At 63.4% G+C, this 16,403-nt stretch carries 12 protein-coding genes; 7 read left to right on the top strand and 5 right to left on the bottom strand.

Annotated elements, in window-relative coordinates; translation table 11 throughout:
- Window positions 1-3 precede the first annotated feature (3 nt).
- The 6 genes from OXH74_RS05775 (at window position 4) to OXH74_RS05750 (ending at window position 7,155) form a co-directional block, all read left to right on the top strand.
- The gene (locus tag OXH74_RS05775; RefSeq protein WP_375740433.1) at window positions 4-621 is read left to right on the top strand and encodes a YqiA/YcfP family alpha/beta fold hydrolase; all 618 of its coding nucleotides are present in this window, start codon (window positions 4-6) and stop codon (window positions 619-621) included.
- Window positions 622-635: 14 nt separating this feature from the next.
- Complete coding sequence (parE, locus tag OXH74_RS05770; protein WP_375740432.1) at window positions 636-2,525, top strand: DNA topoisomerase IV subunit B; 1,890 nt, start codon at window positions 636-638, stop codon at window positions 2,523-2,525.
- A complete protein-coding gene (locus OXH74_RS05765; RefSeq protein WP_375740431.1) occupies window positions 2,522-3,505 on the top strand; it encodes an esterase-like activity of phytase family protein in 984 nt (327 codons plus the stop codon). The genes parE and OXH74_RS05765 overlap by 4 nt, the downstream gene beginning before the upstream one ends.
- Entirely contained in the window at window positions 3,502-4,026 is a 525-nt protein-coding gene (locus OXH74_RS05760) for a TIGR02281 family clan AA aspartic protease (protein ID WP_375740430.1), read from the top strand. Before OXH74_RS05765 ends, OXH74_RS05760 begins: the two co-directional genes overlap by 4 nt.
- A gap of 7 nt (window positions 4,027-4,033) precedes the next feature.
- The gene (parC, locus tag OXH74_RS05755; RefSeq protein ID WP_375740429.1) at window positions 4,034-6,298 is read left to right on the top strand and encodes a DNA topoisomerase IV subunit A; all 2,265 of its coding nucleotides are present in this window, start codon (window positions 4,034-4,036) and stop codon (window positions 6,296-6,298) included.
- A gap of 143 nt (window positions 6,299-6,441) precedes the next feature.
- The gene (locus tag OXH74_RS05750; RefSeq protein ID WP_375740428.1) at window positions 6,442-7,155 is read left to right on the top strand and encodes a membrane integrity-associated transporter subunit PqiC; all 714 of its coding nucleotides are present in this window, start codon (window positions 6,442-6,444) and stop codon (window positions 7,153-7,155) included.
- A 500-nt stretch (window positions 7,156-7,655) separates the two neighbouring features.
- Here OXH74_RS05750 and OXH74_RS05745 read toward each other — a convergent pair whose 3' ends face one another.
- Entirely contained in the window at window positions 7,656-9,185 is a 1,530-nt protein-coding gene (locus tag OXH74_RS05745) for a histidine kinase (RefSeq protein ID WP_375740427.1), read from the bottom strand.
- Window positions 9,186-9,321: 136 nt separating this feature from the next.
- Here OXH74_RS05745 and serB point away from each other — a divergent pair, with 136 nt between their 5' ends.
- The gene (serB, locus tag OXH74_RS05740; RefSeq protein WP_375740426.1) at window positions 9,322-10,536 is read left to right on the top strand and encodes a phosphoserine phosphatase SerB; all 1,215 of its coding nucleotides are present in this window, start codon (window positions 9,322-9,324) and stop codon (window positions 10,534-10,536) included.
- A 59-nt stretch (window positions 10,537-10,595) separates the two neighbouring features.
- On the opposite strand, the gene OXH74_RS05735 is transcribed toward serB, so the two are convergent.
- The 4 genes from OXH74_RS05735 to rhdA all read right to left on the bottom strand — a co-directional run bounded on the left by OXH74_RS05735 (window position 10,596) and on the right by rhdA (window position 16,398).
- Window positions 10,596-12,665, bottom strand: coding sequence for an EAL domain-containing protein (locus tag OXH74_RS05735; protein WP_375740425.1), 2,070 nt, complete (start codon window positions 12,663-12,665; stop codon window positions 10,596-10,598).
- A 59-nt stretch (window positions 12,666-12,724) separates the two neighbouring features.
- A complete protein-coding gene (locus tag OXH74_RS05730; protein ID WP_375740424.1) occupies window positions 12,725-14,542 on the bottom strand; it encodes a molecular chaperone in 1,818 nt (605 codons plus the stop codon).
- Between the two features lie 148 nt (window positions 14,543-14,690).
- Window positions 14,691-15,557, bottom strand: a complete 867-nt coding sequence (gene asd, locus OXH74_RS05725) for an archaetidylserine decarboxylase (protein ID WP_375740423.1) — start codon at window positions 15,555-15,557, stop codon at window positions 14,691-14,693.
- A gap of 25 nt (window positions 15,558-15,582) precedes the next feature.
- A complete protein-coding gene (gene rhdA / locus OXH74_RS05720; RefSeq protein WP_375740422.1) occupies window positions 15,583-16,398 on the bottom strand; it encodes a thiosulfate sulfurtransferase in 816 nt (271 codons plus the stop codon).
- Window positions 16,399-16,403: the final 5 nt, after the last annotated feature.

Below are 16,403 nucleotides of genomic sequence, written 5' to 3'. Positions count from 1 at the left end.
CGCGTGTCGACCCATCAGCCCTGCTTGCTCTACATCCATGGATTCAACAGCTCGCCCGCATCGCTCAAGGCACGCCAGCTGAGCGTGGCCATGCAGCGCATCGGCCTCGCCGACCGACTGCGCGTGCCGGACTTGCATCATCATCCCCGCGTGGCCATCGACCAGCTCGAAGTGGCGATCGCGGAGCTCGGGCGCCCGATGCTGGTCGGCAGCTCCCTGGGCGGCTACTATGCGACCCACTTGGCCGAACGGCATGGTTTGAAAGCCCTGCTGATCAACCCGGCGGTGAGCCCGCATCGCCTGTTCGACGGGCGACTGGGGCCACAGAAGAACTACTACAGCGATGAGACTTGGGAGCTGACACTGGACCACGTCGCGGCGCTGGCCGAGCTGGAAGTGCCCGCGCCGAAGGATCCGGCCCGCTTCCAGGTCTGGCTGCAAACGGCCGACGAAACCCTTGATTATCGCCAGGCGGAGCGTTACTACCGAGCCTGCGCCTTGCGCATCGAGGCCGGCGGCGACCACGGTTTCCAACACTTCCCTGCCCATCTGCCCGCCTTGCTGGCCTTCGCCGGCTTTCCCGCGCAGCTGTGGCTTGACATCGATTTTTCCGACCTCTGAACGAAAGGGAATCCATGGCTACTTACAACGCGGATGCCATTGAAGTCCTCTCCGGCCTGGACCCGGTGCGCAAGCGCCCGGGTATGTACACCGACACCAGCCGGCCCAACCACCTGGCCCAGGAGGTCATCGACAACAGCGTCGACGAAGCCTTGGCCGGCCACGCAAGCAGCGTCCAGGTGATCCTTCACGAGGACAACTCGCTGCAAGTGATCGACGACGGGCGCGGCATGCCGGTGGATATCCACCCCGAAGAGGGCGTGCCTGGCGTGGAGCTGATCCTCACCAAGCTGCACGCCGGCGGCAAGTTCTCCAACAAGAACTACCAGTTTTCGGGCGGCCTGCATGGCGTCGGCATTTCGGTGGTTAATGCGCTGTCCACGCGTGTCGAAGTAAGGGTGAAGCGCGATGGCAGCGAGCACCGCATGACCTTCGCCGACGGTTTCAAGGCCAGCGAGCTGGAAGTCATCGGCAGCGTCGGCAAGCGCAACACCGGCACCAGCGTGCACTTCTGGCCAGACGCCAAGTATTTCGACTCCCCCAAGTTCTCCGTCAGCCGTCTCAAGCATGTGCTCAAGGCCAAGGCGGTGCTCTGTCCGGGGCTGTCGGTCAGTTTCGAGGACAAGGCCAGTGGCGAGCGCGTCGAATGGCATTTCGAAGACGGCCTGCGCTCCTATCTGGTGGATGCCGTTGCCGAGTATGCACGGCTGCCCGACGAACCCTTTGTCGGAAGTCTGGCCGGCAACCAGGAGGCGGTGGACTGGGCCCTGTTGTGGCTGCCGGAGGGTGGTGAGTCCCTGCAGGAAAGCTACGTCAACCTGATCCCCACGGCTCAGGGCGGCACCCACGTGAACGGGCTACGCCAAGGCCTGCTGGACGCCATGCGCGAGTTCTGCGAATTCCGCAACTTGTTGCCACGTGGCGTGAAGCTGGCGCCCGAGGATGTTTGGGAGCGTATCACCTTCGTGCTGTCGATGAAGCTCCAGGAGCCGCAGTTCTCCGGACAGACCAAGGAGCGTTTGTCCTCGCGGGAGGCGGCCGCCTTCGTCTCCGGCGTGGTCAAGGACGCCTTCAGTCTCTGGCTCAACGCCCATCCCGAGCTCGGCCTGCAGCTGGCCGAGCTGGCCATCAGTAACGCCGGCCGGCGCCTCAAGGCGGGTAAGAAGGTCGAGCGCAAGAAAATTACCCAGGGTCCAGCACTGCCGGGTAAGCTGGCGGATTGTGCTGGCCAGGACCCGCTGCGCTCCGAACTGTTCCTGGTGGAGGGGGACTCCGCCGGCGGCTCGGCCAAACAGGCACGGGACAAGGAGTTCCAGGCGATCATGCCGTTGCGTGGGAAGATCCTGAACACCTGGGAGGTGGACGGCGGCGAGGTGCTGGCGTCCCAGGAGGTCCATGACATTGCGGTCGCCATTGGCGTCGACCCGGGCGCGGATGACCTGTCCCAGTTGCGTTACGGCAAGGTCTGCATCCTCGCCGACGCCGACTCCGACGGCTTACACATCGCGACCCTGTTGTGTGCCCTGTTCGTCCGCCACTTCCGTCGGCTCGTGGAAGCCGGGCACGTATACGTGGCCATGCCACCGCTGTACCGGATCGACCTGGGCAAGGAAATCTACTACGCCCTGGACGAGGCCGAGCGCGATGGCGTCCTCGACCGCCTGGCTGCCGAGAAGAAACGCGGCAAGCCGCAGGTCACCCGATTCAAGGGCCTGGGCGAGATGAACCCGCTGCAATTGCGCGAGACCACCATGGACCCGAATACCCGCCGCCTGGTCCAGCTGACCCTGGAGGATACCGAGGGCACGGTGGAAGTCATGGACATGCTGCTGGCGAAGAAGCGTGCAGGCGATCGTAAGTCCTGGCTCGAGGCCAAGGGCAATCTGGCCGAGGTCATGGTGTGAGGGGGATCCTCAGCCTGCTTGGCCTGTTCCTGATCGCTCCGCTCTGGGCCTCCGAGGCGCCGGAGCAGCTCAGGCTCGAAGCCGAGTATCCGGTGGCCGGCATGCCCGACGGCAACCTGTCGGGGCTCGCCTATTGCGATGGTGAGTTGCTGGTGGTTTCTGATCGGATCGATGACCGCATTTTCCACCTCACGCCGGTGGGCGGCCTGATGCAGGCCAAGGTGGAGCCTTTCATTGCGCCACCGCCACCGCCCAGCAACCTGCCTTGGGGCGTGCGTGCGCGCGGTCAGCTGCTCAGCCTGGTACGTGGTAACGAGCTGGATTTTGAAGGCATCAGCTGCGACTCCCTCGGAAATCGCTATCTGGTGAGTGAAACCCATGCGGCGGTGCTGCAAGTGCCGCGTGCCGGCGAGCCAAACTGGCTGCTCCTGCCCGATGCCCTGGTGCGCCAGGCACGTGCAAGCGGCATGTTGCTGAACTTCAACGCCCTGCTCGAAGGCGTAGCCGTCGACCCGACGGGTGAGCGCCTTTGGTTGGCGGCGGAGCGCGAGCGCCGTGGCCTGATGGTGGTGAAACGGCAGCAGACCAGCTGGCGCTGCGTCGGTAGCTGCGTACTCTTCACCGAAGGCGGTACCGAACTCCCGCCGGCACCGTCTGGAAGCGAGAGGCAGATCGCCCGGGACTTCTCGGATGTCACCTTCTTCAACGACAAGCTGTTCACCCTCGAGCGCTTGGCCCATCGAATCTGCCGGCGCACGCCAGGCACGGGGGTTGTCGAGCGCTGCTGGTCGTTCGTCGAAGAGGCCATGGCCGATACGCGGGTCTACGGCATGCCTTTCGGTGTCGCCGAGGGGCTTTGGGTCGATGCGAAAGGCGCCTGGATAGGCCTCGACAACGGCGGCAAGGCACGCGCCGATGGCGAGCGCCGGCCGATTGTCTGGCGCTTCAGCGCACCCAAGGACGGTTGGGGCGCGAAATGACGACACAGACGCCGGGCAGGCGCACAGGAAGGGTCATGCTGGTGCTCGTCTGGGGTATCGGCCTGTTCCTCGCCGCGCGCTTCTTTGGCATCTGGGAGGCGGAGCAGCGCAACCCGAACCGGGCGCCACAGTCGGTGCATGGCGATGGCTACATCGAAGTGCGCCTGGCCAGCAGCCGCCAAGGGCATTACCTGCTGGACGGGCGCATCGACGGCGCCAGCGTCACCTTCCTGCTCGACACGGGTGCCACCCAGGTGGCGATACCCACTGCCCTGGCCGAGCGCCTCGGCCTTGAACCAGGTGCGCCAATCACGGTGAGCACTGCCAACGGCCGGGTGACCGGCCACCGCACCCGGCTGCGCGAGCTGCGCCTGGGTGACATCCGCCTGACCCAGGTACCGGCGATCATCGTCCCGGGACTGGACGGCAACGAGGTGCTGCTCGGCATGAGCGCTCTCAAACAACTCGAATTCACCCAGCGCGACGGCACCCTGGTGCTGCGCCAAGTCACTTCCCCGTGAGGCACGCATGAGCGAATCCCTCGATCTGAGCCTGGAAGGCGTGGAGCGTCGCTCCCTGGCCGACTTCACCGAACAGGCCTACCTGAACTACTCCATGTACGTGATCATGGACCGCGCCCTCCCGCATATCGGCGACGGCCTGAAGCCCGTGCAGCGACGCATCATCTATGCCATGAGCGAACTGGGCCTGGATGCGGACTCCAAGCACAAGAAGTCGGCGCGTACCGTCGGCGACGTGCTCGGCAAGTTCCACCCCCACGGCGACTCCGCCTGCTACGAAGCCATGGTGCTGATGGCCCAGCCCTTCAGTTACCGCTATACGCTGGTGGACGGGCAGGGCAACTGGGGTGCACCTGACGATCCCAAATCCTTCGCCGCCATGCGTTACACCGAGGCCCGCCTGTCGCGCTATGCCGAGGTCCTGCTGTCGGAACTCGGCCAGGGCACGGTGGACTGGGTGCCCAACTTCGACGGCACTCTGAACGAGCCAGCGACCCTGCCGGCGCGCCTGCCCAACCTGCTGCTCAATGGCACCACCGGCATCGCCGTGGGAATGGCCACCGACGTGCCGCCGCACAACCTGCGCGAGGTCGCGGCGGCTTGCGTGCGTCTGCTGGACGAGCCGGATGCGACAGTCGAGCAGCTCTGCGAGCACATCCTCGGCCCTGACTTTCCCACCGAGGCAGAAGTCATCACGCCGCGCGCCGAGTTGCTGAAGATCTACGAGACCGGCCGCGGCTCCGTGCGTATGCGCGCCGTGTACCGAGTCGAGGATGGTGACATCGTGGTTACCGCGCTGCCGCATCAGGTATCCGGGGCCAAGGTGCTGGAGCAGATTGCCGGGCAGATGCAGGCCAAGAAGTTACCGATGGTCGCCGACCTGCGTGATGAGTCGGATCACGAGAACCCGACGCGCATCGTGATCATCCCGCGCTCCAACCGCATCGATGCCGATGAACTGATGCAGCACCTGTTCGCCACCACCGACCTGGAGTCGAGCTATCGGGTCAACACCAACGTCATCGGCCTGGATGGCAAACCCCAGGTGAAGGACCTGCGGACCTTGCTCAAGGAGTGGCTGACCTATCGCATCGGCACGGTACGTCGGCGCCTGCAGTTCCGCCTGGACAAGGTGGAAAAGCGCTTGCACCTGTTGGATGGCTTGCTGATCGCGTTTCTCAACCTGGATGAAGTCATCCACATCATCCGGACCGAGGACCAGCCCAAGTCGGTGCTGATGGAGCGCTTCCAGCTCACGGAGATCCAGGCCGACTACATCCTCGACACGCGTTTGCGCCAATTGGCACGCCTCGAAGAGATGAAGATCCGCGGCGAACAGGACGAGCTGCTCAAGGAGCAGAAGCGTCTGCAGGCACTGCTTGGCAGCGAGGCAAAACTGAAGAAGCTGGTGCGCGAGGAGCTGATCAAGGACGCGGAAACCTACGGCGACGCTCGCCGCTCGCCGATCATCGCGCGGGCGGAGGCCAAGGCGCTGTCGGAAACCGAGTTGATGCCGACCGAGCCGGTGACCGTGGTCCTCTCCGAGAAGGGGTGGGTGCGCTGCGCCAAGGGTCACGACATAGATGCCACCGGTCTCTCCTACAAGGCTGGCGATGGCTTCAGGGCCGCCGCGCCGGGGCGCTCCAACCAGTACGCGGTGTTCATCGACTCAACCGGCCGCAGCTATTCCCTGGCGGCGCACTCGCTGCCTTCTGCCAGGGGCCAGGGCGAGCCATTGACCGGTCGGCTGACCCCTCCGCCCGGCGCGAGTTTCGAGTGCGTGTTGCTGCCGGATGACGAGGCGACCTATGTGATTGCGTCGGATGCCGGTTATGGCTTCGTGGTCAAGGGTGCCGACCTGCAGGCCAAGAACAAGGCCGGCAAGGCGCTGCTCAGCTTGCCGAATGGGGCCAAGGTCGTGGCGCCGCGCCCGCTGCAGAACCTGGAGGATGACTGGCTGGCCGCTGTGACGACCGAGGGTCGCCTGTTGCTGTTCCCTGTGCGTGACCTGCCGCAACTGGCCAAGGGCAAGGGCAACAAGATCATCGGCATCCCTGGCGAGCGCGTAGCCAGTCGCGAGGAATACCTGACTGATCTCGCTGTGCTGCCTGCAGGGGCAACCCTGGTGCTGCAGGCCGGAAAGCGTACGCTCTCGCTGAAGGCCGATGATCTCGAACATTACAAAGGTGAGCGTGGACGGCGTGGCAACAAGCTTCCGCGCGGTTTTCAGCGGGTCGATGCGCTCCTGGTGGAGCCGATTGTCCAGGCCTGACACCAACCAAGTGACGCGGGGCTCTGGAGTCCAGCGTCACATTCACGGATGATAAGCACCTTCTTTGCGCCATTCTGCAGGCGCAAGCGGAATTCCTGGGTTCGACTGCAGGCCGTTAATGACCGCGGCCGTGGATGAGAGTGATGAAAGTGGTGCGTTTCCGATTGGTGGTAGTACTTGCCGGCCTGCTCGGCCTGGCTGGCTGTGTGCATAGTCCGCCTGTTCCCATGTATCAGCTGGATGCCGGCTCGCCGGAGGTTCCTTCGCAGAAAGCCGGCATGTCGGTCCTGCTCGGGCCGGTGACGGTGGCTGATTACCTGCAGCGTGAGACCCTGTTGCAACGTCAGGTTGACGGCAGCCTCACCGCCGCGTCGGACGGTCGCTGGGCCGGCAGTCTGGCAGCGGATATCGATCAGCTTCTGCTGCGCCAGCTTTCCTGGCGTCTCGACAGTCAGCGCCTGGTCCTCGCGCCGGGCAATCCGGGCTTCACTCCAGAAGTACAGGTGCTGCTGACTATCAGCCGCCTGGATTCCGGTCCCCAACTCCCGGCGGTGTTGGAGGCTCAATGGCGTTTGCTCGACCGAGCCGGGAAGCTGCGCGACAGTCGACTGGTGAGGCTCCAAGAGCCGCATACCGGCACGGCAGCTGATCAGGTTCGCGCCCAGAGCCACTTGTTGCAGCAACTGGCGGAACAACTGGCGGCGGCGGTAAAACCGCTGGAAGGCCAGGCGGCCGCCACCGAGGAGCCCGCCCGCAAACCAGCTCCTGCTGCGCCTGCCAAGGCGAAGCCGCCTCAGCCGCCGAAGATACCCATGGCGGCGCCGGTGAGGACGGATGTGGAAGTTTTTCGCTTCTGATTGCCAGGCAACGAGTTGATGAAAGCCCGCATGATGCGGGCTTTTTCATGGGCGTTTGAGTCCTGAGACTGAGCGCTTTGGCCCTTCTAGCCCGGACCGAAGCCTAGACAGCGGAGCCGAGTGCGCGCGTAGGTTGGCCAGGTCCCAATGACAGGTATAAGGCCGGTTGCAGATTGGGTATCGCTGCCCTGAGCCGTATCCCGCGGCGCTGAGTGTGGGAACAATATCTTTGGAGGCGAATTCATTGGCACTGTCTGCATGGAGTATTGCAAGTGGCGGTATTCCTTGTAGGAGCGAGCTTGCTCGCAAAAGGGGGTTGGTTCGCGAGCAAGAACTCGGCGTCCCCCCGCTCCTACAAGGCTCTCAGTCCGGCCATTGATTGCGAGCAACAGCTAACGCAGACATAGCCGATTCAATCGTCAAGGGTCCCCGCTGGGGCGTGACATCACCTATGAAAGCGCACAGCGTGATCAGGGCAACGAGGGCGCCGAAGCCGCTCCCTAGTGGGCGCGGGCTTCGTGCATGCGGGCGAGCTGGCGTTCCAGCAGGGATGGATAGGGCTCCAGCAGGCGTTCAACGCAGGAGGCACCCTCGGGGCTGGCGATGGCGCGGACGCGGGCCCGCTCGCGTACCAGTGGCGCGTCGGCGATGGCGCGTTCGACCAGCAGCAGGTTGCGGCTGTGCTGGCTGAGGGCCAGGGCGTTCTGCGTCGCGTCATTGAGCAGGAGATCGCCTTGACCGAGTCCCGACAGGTCTTCGCCTAGGGTCAGGCCCAGTTGCAACTGGAGGGTGATGCCGCTGTCGGCAACTTCGATCTGCAGGGCATGGCCGAGCGCGCGCATCAACTCACCACAGCACAAGGCGTGGGTCAGGTAGTCCTCTCCGCTCTGGCGGCTATGGAACAGCATCAAACTGCTGCCGTCATTGAGCGTCAGCAACTGGCCCTTGTAGAGCGCGCCCGCCTGGTCCATGCAGTCTCGATAGCGTTGCAGCAGATCCAGCAGACGCGCGCGCGGCAACCGCCGTAGCTGCTCCTGGGCGCCCAACTGGATTGCCAGCACGGCACTCCTCTGCGGCTCCTCTCGTGGCTGCTCGGGGACGGCAGAAGCGCTGGCAGACTCGTTCAGCTCATCGCGCAGGTCGGCAAAGGGGTCTTCCTCGTCCGGCGTGAACAACTTGCTGGGCGTCCCCTCGTCGTCTTCGTCGAAGCTGCTGTCGCTCAGGTCGCGAACTTCAAAGTTCGGTTCCTCGTCCGTTTGATCCTCGAGCTCATCCTCATCGGCCTCCGCATAGTCGACCTCCGGGATCGGCTCGGGCTCGGGTTCCGGCTCGGGTTTCTCGGGCACCAGACGCGTTTGCAGCTGGCGCGCCAGGTCGCCGATCTCATCCTGGCGACCTGCGCCGGGAGCGGGATCGTCCGGATCACGCAGCCATACCCGCAGTTGGAGCAGCGGCGTAGAGATGTGCCGGCCCAGGCGCAGGCTGAGGGAAAGGGTCAGCGCCAGCAGGATCAGGCTAAGCAGGCCCATGCTTTGCAAACTGATGGTCATCGGCTGCTGGAACTGTTCCATGTCCAGGCTTAGGCGCAGGTGTCCGGCGATCACTTCCTGGAAAGTGATGGGCGTGGAGTAGAGTCCCTCGGCCTCGCCCAGCAGTCCTTGTTTCGGGCGCGAGCCCGCTTCGGCAAGGATGCGGTTGTCGACGCTGTAAATGGCCGCGTGGGCCACCAGCGGGTTTTTCACCAGGTTATTGAGCAGGACGTTGAGGCTGAGGATGTCGTTGGACACCAGCAGCTCCGTAGCCGATGCGGCCGTCTGTATGGTCAGGCTTTGTCCAAGCGCGTCGGCCTGCTGCTGCATGGCCTGCTTGAACTGCATGCCCATGACCCAGGCATAGATGACCAGCGCCAGCGCCACCAGCAACAGGCTGTGGCTGGCGATACGCAGGGCGATGGGAACCCGCCGCTGGCGCAGTGCATGGAAGATCAGCAGGAAGAAATTATCGGGCTTGACGGACGTGGGCCGGTTCACAGAGCGCGGCTCTTCTCGGACGGAATTGTGGCGCAGTATAACGATCGGCCCTTGCACGGCAAAGCGTTCGGCATGCTCGAAGTGCTCCGAAAGTGGGTAGAATGTGCGCCTTTTCATGCGCTGAGGGAGGTGCGCCTTGCGCGAGATTGTCCTGATCAATATCACTGGCGAAGATCGCCCAGGTCTGACCGCGGCCATTACTGGCGTATTGGCCCAGGGTGGAGTGAACATCCTGGATATAGGCCAGGCGGTGATCCACGACACTCTGTCGTTCGGCATCCTGGTGGAAATTCCCGACACCGGCATGGGTTCGGCGGTGCTCAAGGACGTGCTGTTCACGGCTTACAAGCTGGATCAGCAGGTGCGCTTCACCCCGGTTTCCGAGGCTGACTACCAGCAATGGGTCGAGGGTCAGGGCAAGCCCCGTTACATCGTCACGCTGCTGACCCGCAAGGTGACCGCCGAGCAACTGCAGAGCGTGAGTTCGATCACTGCCAAGTACGGCCTCAACATCGATCATATCGACCGCCTGTCGGGACGTATGCCGCTGGACATGCCGGCCGATCAGGGCAAAGGTTGCATCGAGTTCTCCGTGCGCGGCGAGCCGGCCGATCCGGTCGCGCTGCGTGCCGAGTTCCTAAGCGTGGCCCAGGCGCTCAATGTGGATATCGCCTTCCAGCGTGACTCGGTGTTCCGCCGCAATCGCCGGCTGGCGGTGTTCGACATGGACTCGACCCTGATCGAGGCGGAGGTCATCGATGAACTGGCCAAGGCCGCGGGCGTTGGCGAGCAGGTGGCGGAAATTACCGAGCGCGCCATGCGTGGCGAGTTGGACTTCCGCGCCAGCTTCAAGGAGCGCCTGGCGCTGCTCAAGGGGCTTTCCGAAGATGTGCTGGAAGAGATTGGTGCGTCGCTGCGCCTGACCGAGGGTGCCGAGACGCTGTTCGCTGAGCTCAAGCGCCTGGGATATAAGACGGCGATTCTCTCCGGTGGCTTCACCTATTTCGCTCGGCAGTTGCAGGCGAAGCTGGGCATCGACTATGTGTTCGCCAACGAACTGCAGATCGTCGATGGCAAGCTGAGCGGTGTCGCTGTCGAGCCTATCGTCGACGCCCAGCGCAAGGCCGACCTGTTGCGCGAGCTCGCCGAGAAGGAAGGCTTGCGCCTGGAGCAGACCATCGCCGTGGGCGATGGCGCCAACGACCTGCCCATGCTTGGCCTGGCCGGTCTTGGCGTGGCGTTCCGCGCCAAACCACTGGTCAAGCAGTCGGCCAAGCAGGCGATCTCCACCCTTGGGCTGGACGGGATTCTCTACCTGCTCGGGTTCCGCGACCGTGATGGTGAGGGCTGAGGTCCGCGCCTGAACGAAAAAGCCGCCCATCGGGCGGCTTTCTTGTGGGTGGGGGCTGACTACTCATCATCGGAGGAAAAGTCGTAGTCCATGGCCTGGCTAGGCCCCTGCAGGTAGTAACCCTGGATGTAGTTGACGCCGGCTTGCCAGAGCGTCGCCAGCACGCTGGCTGTTTCGACGTAGGGCACGATGGTCAGCTTGGCCTGGGCATGGAGGCTTGCCAGCAGGGTTTTCAGGGTTTCCTGGTTCTCGGTCCGGTTGAGCTCCTGGGTGAAGGAGCCATCGACCTTCACGAAGTCGATATTCAGGTGCTTGAGGGTGTTGAACGGGGTCAGCGCGCAGCCGAACTGGCTCAGGGCAACTTGGCAATGGAGTTCGGCAAGGCCCTGGGTGAGGGTCTTGGCCGGCTTTAGGTAAGCGATGGCGTCGGGTTCGCTGAACTGGAAGATCAGGGCATCCGCGGGCAGCCGGGCAGCCTTGAGTGCAACGCTCAACCATGGCAGCAAGGTCTGGTCCTGCAGGCTCGCGCCGGACAGGTGGACGAACAAGCGCGTGTTGTGGCCCTTGGCGCGGTGTTCAGCCAGTAGCTTGATCGAATTGAGGATCACCCAGCGGTCGATCTTCTCGGCCAGGCCGGCATTCTTGGCTGCGTCCAGGAAGTCGGCGGGCGGAACTTCCTCGCCTTGCGGGTTGAGCAGGCGCAGGAGCACTTCGTAGTGTTCGAAATTGTCGCCGCGAAGGCTGATGATCGGCTGGAACAGCAGGCGGAAGCTGTTGTTTTCCAGGGCCTGCTGGACCATGGCCACCAGGCTTCCGCGATTTGCCGCTGCCGCCAGTTCATCGGCTGGATCGTAGAGTTTCAGCGAATTGCCATTGCTGAGTTCGTCGGCGCAGCGGTGGGCGCGGTCGACGACTTCCTGGGCTTTGGGGGTAGTGTCGTTGATGCCGGCGATGCCAATAGACAGGCAGATTTGCACGGTACGGCTACTGACGTCGAACAGGTGGCTGTCGACCTTCTTAAGCAGGGTGTGCAGTCCTTCTTCCGATTGTTCGGGCGTGAGGCCGGGCAGCAACACACTGAATACGTCATCGCCGTAGCGGGCCAGTTTTGCGTCACCGGCAAAGTGGGTGCGCAGCAGGTTGGCCAGGTCGGTCAGCAACAGGTCGATGCCGGCGATGCCGATTTCTGCCAGTAGGTTTGCGTAGCGGTCGACCTTGATATAGGCAAGGCTGGAGGGCTGTGAGCTCTTCACTGCACGCTCGGCCGCTGCATCCAGCAGTTCGTTGAAATGAGCGCGGTTGAACAGGCCGGTGACGAGATCCTGGCTGCTGATTTCCCGGAGCTTTTCTTCCAGCTCCGAGCTATCGGTTTCAGTGCGGATCACCACCTGTATGCACGGCTCTCCGTCGTAGGTAGCGGGCGAGAAGCTCATGTGTGCGCGAAATGCCTGGCCATCGACCTTGCAGCCATTGCAGGTCAGCTCTCCCGCGCCATTGCCGTCGCGATAGTTCTTGAGGAAGTCCTTGAAGCTGGCCTGGTCGTTGCTGGCGACCAGGTCGATCATCGGCATGCCCTCCAGCTCTTCACCATCGTCATAGCCGAAAAGTTCGACATAGGCCCGATTGGCGTAGATGTGCATGCCGTCGTGCACATAGGCGATCGCGTCGACGGAGCTGTCCAGCAGCAACTGGCAGCGTTTTTCTGCCTCGCGCAGGCTCACTTCGGCAGCTCGAAACCCGCGGCGCTGTTCGAGGTTGGCCAGTTCGCGGTTGGCCACCAGCACCAGGCGTTCGTCCTCTCCCTGGGGCAGGGCATCCTGGGCACCCAGGGCCAGGGCCTCGGTGATCAGATCGGAGTCGTTGCCTTGAACCAACTGGATGAAGGGAATGTCCTTGGACTGGCGACGCAGGGTGTTGAGTGCTTCGAGCGGGGCGAGTAGTTCGCTGCTGGGAGCCGCGACCAGCATGTCCCAGCTTTGCTGAAGTGATTCGACAAGATCGTCGTTGGAGAGGATGCGGTGGACGCGGGTCGCGCGACCGGCATTGCGGAACAGGCTGACCAGACGCTCGGCTTCGTTCTGCGAGTCTTCCAGTATCAGCAGGCGGATCGTTTTCTTTTCGATGGCCATGGCCTGCACTTAGCGCCGGACGAGCGCAAATAGGCGACAAATGGTAGTGGTTGGCGAATCTACAGCGACTTCCATAGCGAGTCAAAGTCTTCGTCGCCGCTCTGGGCATGGCCTCCCTGGGTTGTGCTGGACTTCCCATTTGGTGGCGCGGAATGCTCAAGCGTGCGGTATTCGAACTGACTGAAACTGGCGGTGCTGGTCTGACGACGGGTCAGCACAGCCTTGTGTTCTTCCCCGCGCAGGTTGATCTGCACCTTATTGCCTTCCTGGAAGGGAAGGCGGGGTGTAATCAGCGTAGCAGGCTGTGAGATGGCACCGACTTCCGGAAGCAACAGGGCTCTCAGGTAGTGGCTGTTTCTTTCGTCCTTGCGCAGCAGCAGTGCCCCGCATGACTGCGCGTGCGGGGCGATCAGTTCGATGCCCATTTGCGTCCCGCCGCCCCGAACCAAGCGGATCCAGCGGACCACGGCAATGCTCCAGCCTTGACCTGGAGCGTCCTGTACACCCAGCAGCTCGCCAGCCTGCAGTTGGCTAGGCACGTCCTTGGGCCAGCTGAGACAGTAGCCACCAGGGCTGTGATTGACTACGGCCACACTATAGGTGGGATAGCCCTCCAAGCCGGTGGGCTGCTGATTGCCACTTGACGCTGGACGAGCGTACTCGATTTCCTCCAAGGGCAAATCGGTATGCCAGGTAGTGCGTGCCGGCTGAGCATCGAAGGCCTTTGCCCAGATATCTGCAGCGGGTTTTCTGAGCTGCGGGTTGAAGACCGCCTGGCCGGCTTCCAGGGGAAGCTTCAGTACGTCACTGAACGGCGTATTGCCGGCGAGGAAGAAGTGCAACGCGCTCATGCCGATGCACAGGGTCAGGCTGCCTTGGCCGGGATTACGCTGGAACGTGCGCTCGGAAATGTCGCCCCACGCCGAGCTGAGATGCTGAAGCAGGTCCAGGCTCAGCCCTTCGGGAACCAGCAGTCTGGATTGCTCGCGTTGCTCTGCGGGAAGCAGCAAGTGGTCTTTGATGGCGTGGACCAGCGGCGAGGGGTCAAGGCCAAGTAGCTTTTGCGGCTCCACGTCCTGAAACAGCGACTTGTAGCGGGGCGGTCCATCGAGCAGGGGGGCCACGGCGAACAGGCTGGAGGGCTGGTCGGCTCGCTGCAAGGTGACCAGTGCGCTCCAGGGTTCGAGTGATTCGGCAAGGCGCGCAATTCCAATTTGGCGCATCTGGTTGCAGCGTGCGCAACCGAGTAGCAGCGCGACCAGATAGGTCTGCTCGACGCTTAGCCCCTGAGTGTGCCGGGCGAGTGGGTCGCGCACCACGATACCTTGGAGTTGGCGGCTTTGCGCCAGTTGATAAAGCTGATGGAGTTCCAGCCAGAGCCCTTCGGGGGCAGGGCAGTACAACTGGCTGGAGCGAATCAGCGGACCGTTGAGGCTGTGCATTGCGCGCTGCACGGCGACCGTCAGCAGTTGTGCACGCTCGCGCTCGCGTCCCGGGCGAGGGGCCTCGTGCACGACAATGAGCTTGTAACCGATGGCCAGGTGGTTCTGCAGCGCCTGGCAAAGGCTGGCTACCTTGCGCGGACGTTCGTCGAGGACAATCGCCTGGTTGAGGAAATGCCGCTCAAGGTGAAAGCAGACGAAGTGCACCTCGGGACGAAGCAGTTCGAGGAGCTGCAGTCGATTCTCCGAAGGGGTCACCAGTTGGTTCAGTTCGGCCAGGCATTGGTAGAGCTGCCGTGCCGTTTCGCCAAGGTTGGCCTTGGGCAGATGGGAGATCCAGCGCGTCAGGCCGCGCGGAGTGGCGTCGCAGAAGGACAGGCTCTGCTTGCTTGGCGTGGGGACACGCAATAGCAGGTGAGGGCTCTGGTAATCCATCCGACTCGACAACTCCGAAGTCTCAAGGCGCTTTAGCGCAGTTTCTGCACTCTACCAGCATCCGCCAGCTCAGGCAGCAGATCCCAAGGTTGGGCCTTGGTGCGGTGAAGCACCTGGGCGGGGGCATGCCTCGTCCAGGCGCCCAGGTTCAACTGGTGGTTTTGGGTAGAGCCATGAGCTGTCCCATGGTTACCTGGCTGCCTGGCCACACTCCTTCGGCCCAGCTGATCTGGTCGGGTCCGAACAGGACGATGGCAGTCGAACCGAGCTTGAAGCGCCCGAGCTCATCGCCTTTCTCCAGCGTGATCGGCGCTCGCGCCTGCTCGTCGTAGCTGAACGTCTTCAATTCACGCTTTGGCGGGGTGACCAGGCCAGCCCACACGGTTTCAATCGAGGCAACGATCATCGCGCCGACCAGGACGACCGCCATGGGGCCACGCTCGGTATCGAACAGGCAGACCACGCGCTCGTTGCGGGCGAAGAGTTCCGGAACGTTTTCAGCCGTGGTCTGGTTCACCGAGAACAGTCGGCCCGGTACATAGACCATCTCGCGCAGGGTGCCGCCCAGTGGGGCGTGGACCCGGTGGTAGTCCTTTGGCGAGAGGTAGACGGTTGCGAACTCGCCACCCATGAAGGGAGCTGCGCGCTCGGCATCACCGCCCAGCAGCTCCAGCACGCTGAAGCTGTGCCCCTTGGCCTGGAAGATGCGCCCGTGCTCGATGCTACCCACTTGGCTGATGGCTCCATCGGCCGGGCACAGGATTGCGCCCGGGGTTCTATCCAGTGGGCGTGCCCCTGGCTTGAGGGCGCGGGTGAAGAAGGCATTGAAGTGTTCGTAGCCTTGGGGATCTTCGACCACGGCTTCGCTCAGGTTCACCTGATAGCGCTTGGCGAACCAGGTGGTGAAGGCGTTCTTGAACCAGGGCACGCGGCACTCGGCGATGCAGCCGGCCAGGCGGGACAGCAGGTTATGGGGCAGCAGGTACTGACTGATGATGAATAGGCGTTCTTTCATGGGGAGTCCTTGGCGGGCGGAAGTCTCAGACCTCGACGGGAGTATCCGGGTGGTTGCCCCACTCGGACCAGGAGCCGGCATAACCCTTCACCCTTGGGTAGCCGAGGGACTTGGCGACCAGATAGGTGAAGCCGGAGCGATGGTGGGTCTGGCAGTGGGTGACGATTTCCTTATCCGGGGTGATGCCCAGTCCGCGCAGGATGTCGGCCATGTCTTCACGAATCCGCAAGGCCCGGGTCCTGTCCATGCCGGCAGTCCACTCGAAGTTGATCGCGCCGGGGATGTGCCCGGCTTTTGCAGCCAGTACCTTGGTGCCGTTGTATTCGCTTGGATTGCGGGCATCCCAGATGGCCAGGTCCGCAGCGCCCAGGCGGCCTTGCAGGTATTCGCGCGTCGCGGTGGGTTCATCGTGCAGCGTCAGGCTGATCGGGCCGCCCACTGGTGCGGGGATGTCTTGGGTGGTTTCGCGACCCTCGGCGAGCCAGGCGTGCAGGCCGCCGTTCAGATAGTGGTAGCGATGATGGCCGATGACGTCCAGCAGCCAGATGAAGCGACCGGCCCAGCCGCCGCCTTCATCGTCATAGACCACGTAGGTCGCCTCTGGGCGATGGCCAAGCTCCCCGAACAGTGCTTCGAGGTCCGCCTGGGCGGGCAGCAGGCCCGGAGCCGGCGGTTGGCCGAGCTGGGTGCGCTTCGGATCGACGAAGCGGGCCCCTGGCAGGTGGCCTTCGGCATAGCGGGCGGCGCTGGTGAGATCCACCAGGATCAGGTCGCTGGCGCCCAGGTATTGCGCCAGATCGGCTGGTTCAATGACCAGAGCAAGTGAGGGGAAGGCAGGCATGGGAG

This window comes from Metapseudomonas boanensis, from assembly GCF_042232855.1.
GTDB lineage: Bacteria > Pseudomonadota > Gammaproteobacteria > Pseudomonadales > Pseudomonadaceae > Metapseudomonas > Metapseudomonas boanensis.
Note: the sequence above shows the minus strand (reverse complement) of the source record. Positions and strands in the feature narration are given on the sequence as shown.

What these genes read in the sequence shown, in the direction of transcription:
- asd (WP_375740423.1), bottom strand. Translation starts at nt 15,557, where the DNA reads ATGAAAGAACGCCTATTCATCATCAGTCAGTACCTGCTGCCCCATAAC.
- parE (WP_375740432.1), top strand. Translation starts at nt 636, where the DNA reads ATGGCTACTTACAACGCGGATGCCATTGAAGTCCTCTCCGGCCTGGAC.
- OXH74_RS05735 (WP_375740425.1), bottom strand. Translation starts at nt 12,665, where the DNA reads ATGGCCATCGAAAAGAAAACGATCCGCCTGCTGATACTGGAAGACTCG.
- OXH74_RS05730 (WP_375740424.1), bottom strand. Translation starts at nt 14,542, where the DNA reads ATGGATTACCAGAGCCCTCACCTGCTATTGCGTGTCCCCACGCCAAGC.
- OXH74_RS05760 (WP_375740430.1), top strand. Translation starts at nt 3,502, where the DNA reads ATGACGACACAGACGCCGGGCAGGCGCACAGGAAGGGTCATGCTGGTG.
- parC (WP_375740429.1), top strand. Translation starts at nt 4,034, where the DNA reads ATGAGCGAATCCCTCGATCTGAGCCTGGAAGGCGTGGAGCGTCGCTCC.
- OXH74_RS05750 (WP_375740428.1), top strand. Translation starts at nt 6,442, where the DNA reads ATGAAAGTGGTGCGTTTCCGATTGGTGGTAGTACTTGCCGGCCTGCTC.
- rhdA (WP_375740422.1), bottom strand. Translation starts at nt 16,398, where the DNA reads ATGCCTGCCTTCCCCTCACTTGCTCTGGTCATTGAACCAGCCGATCTG.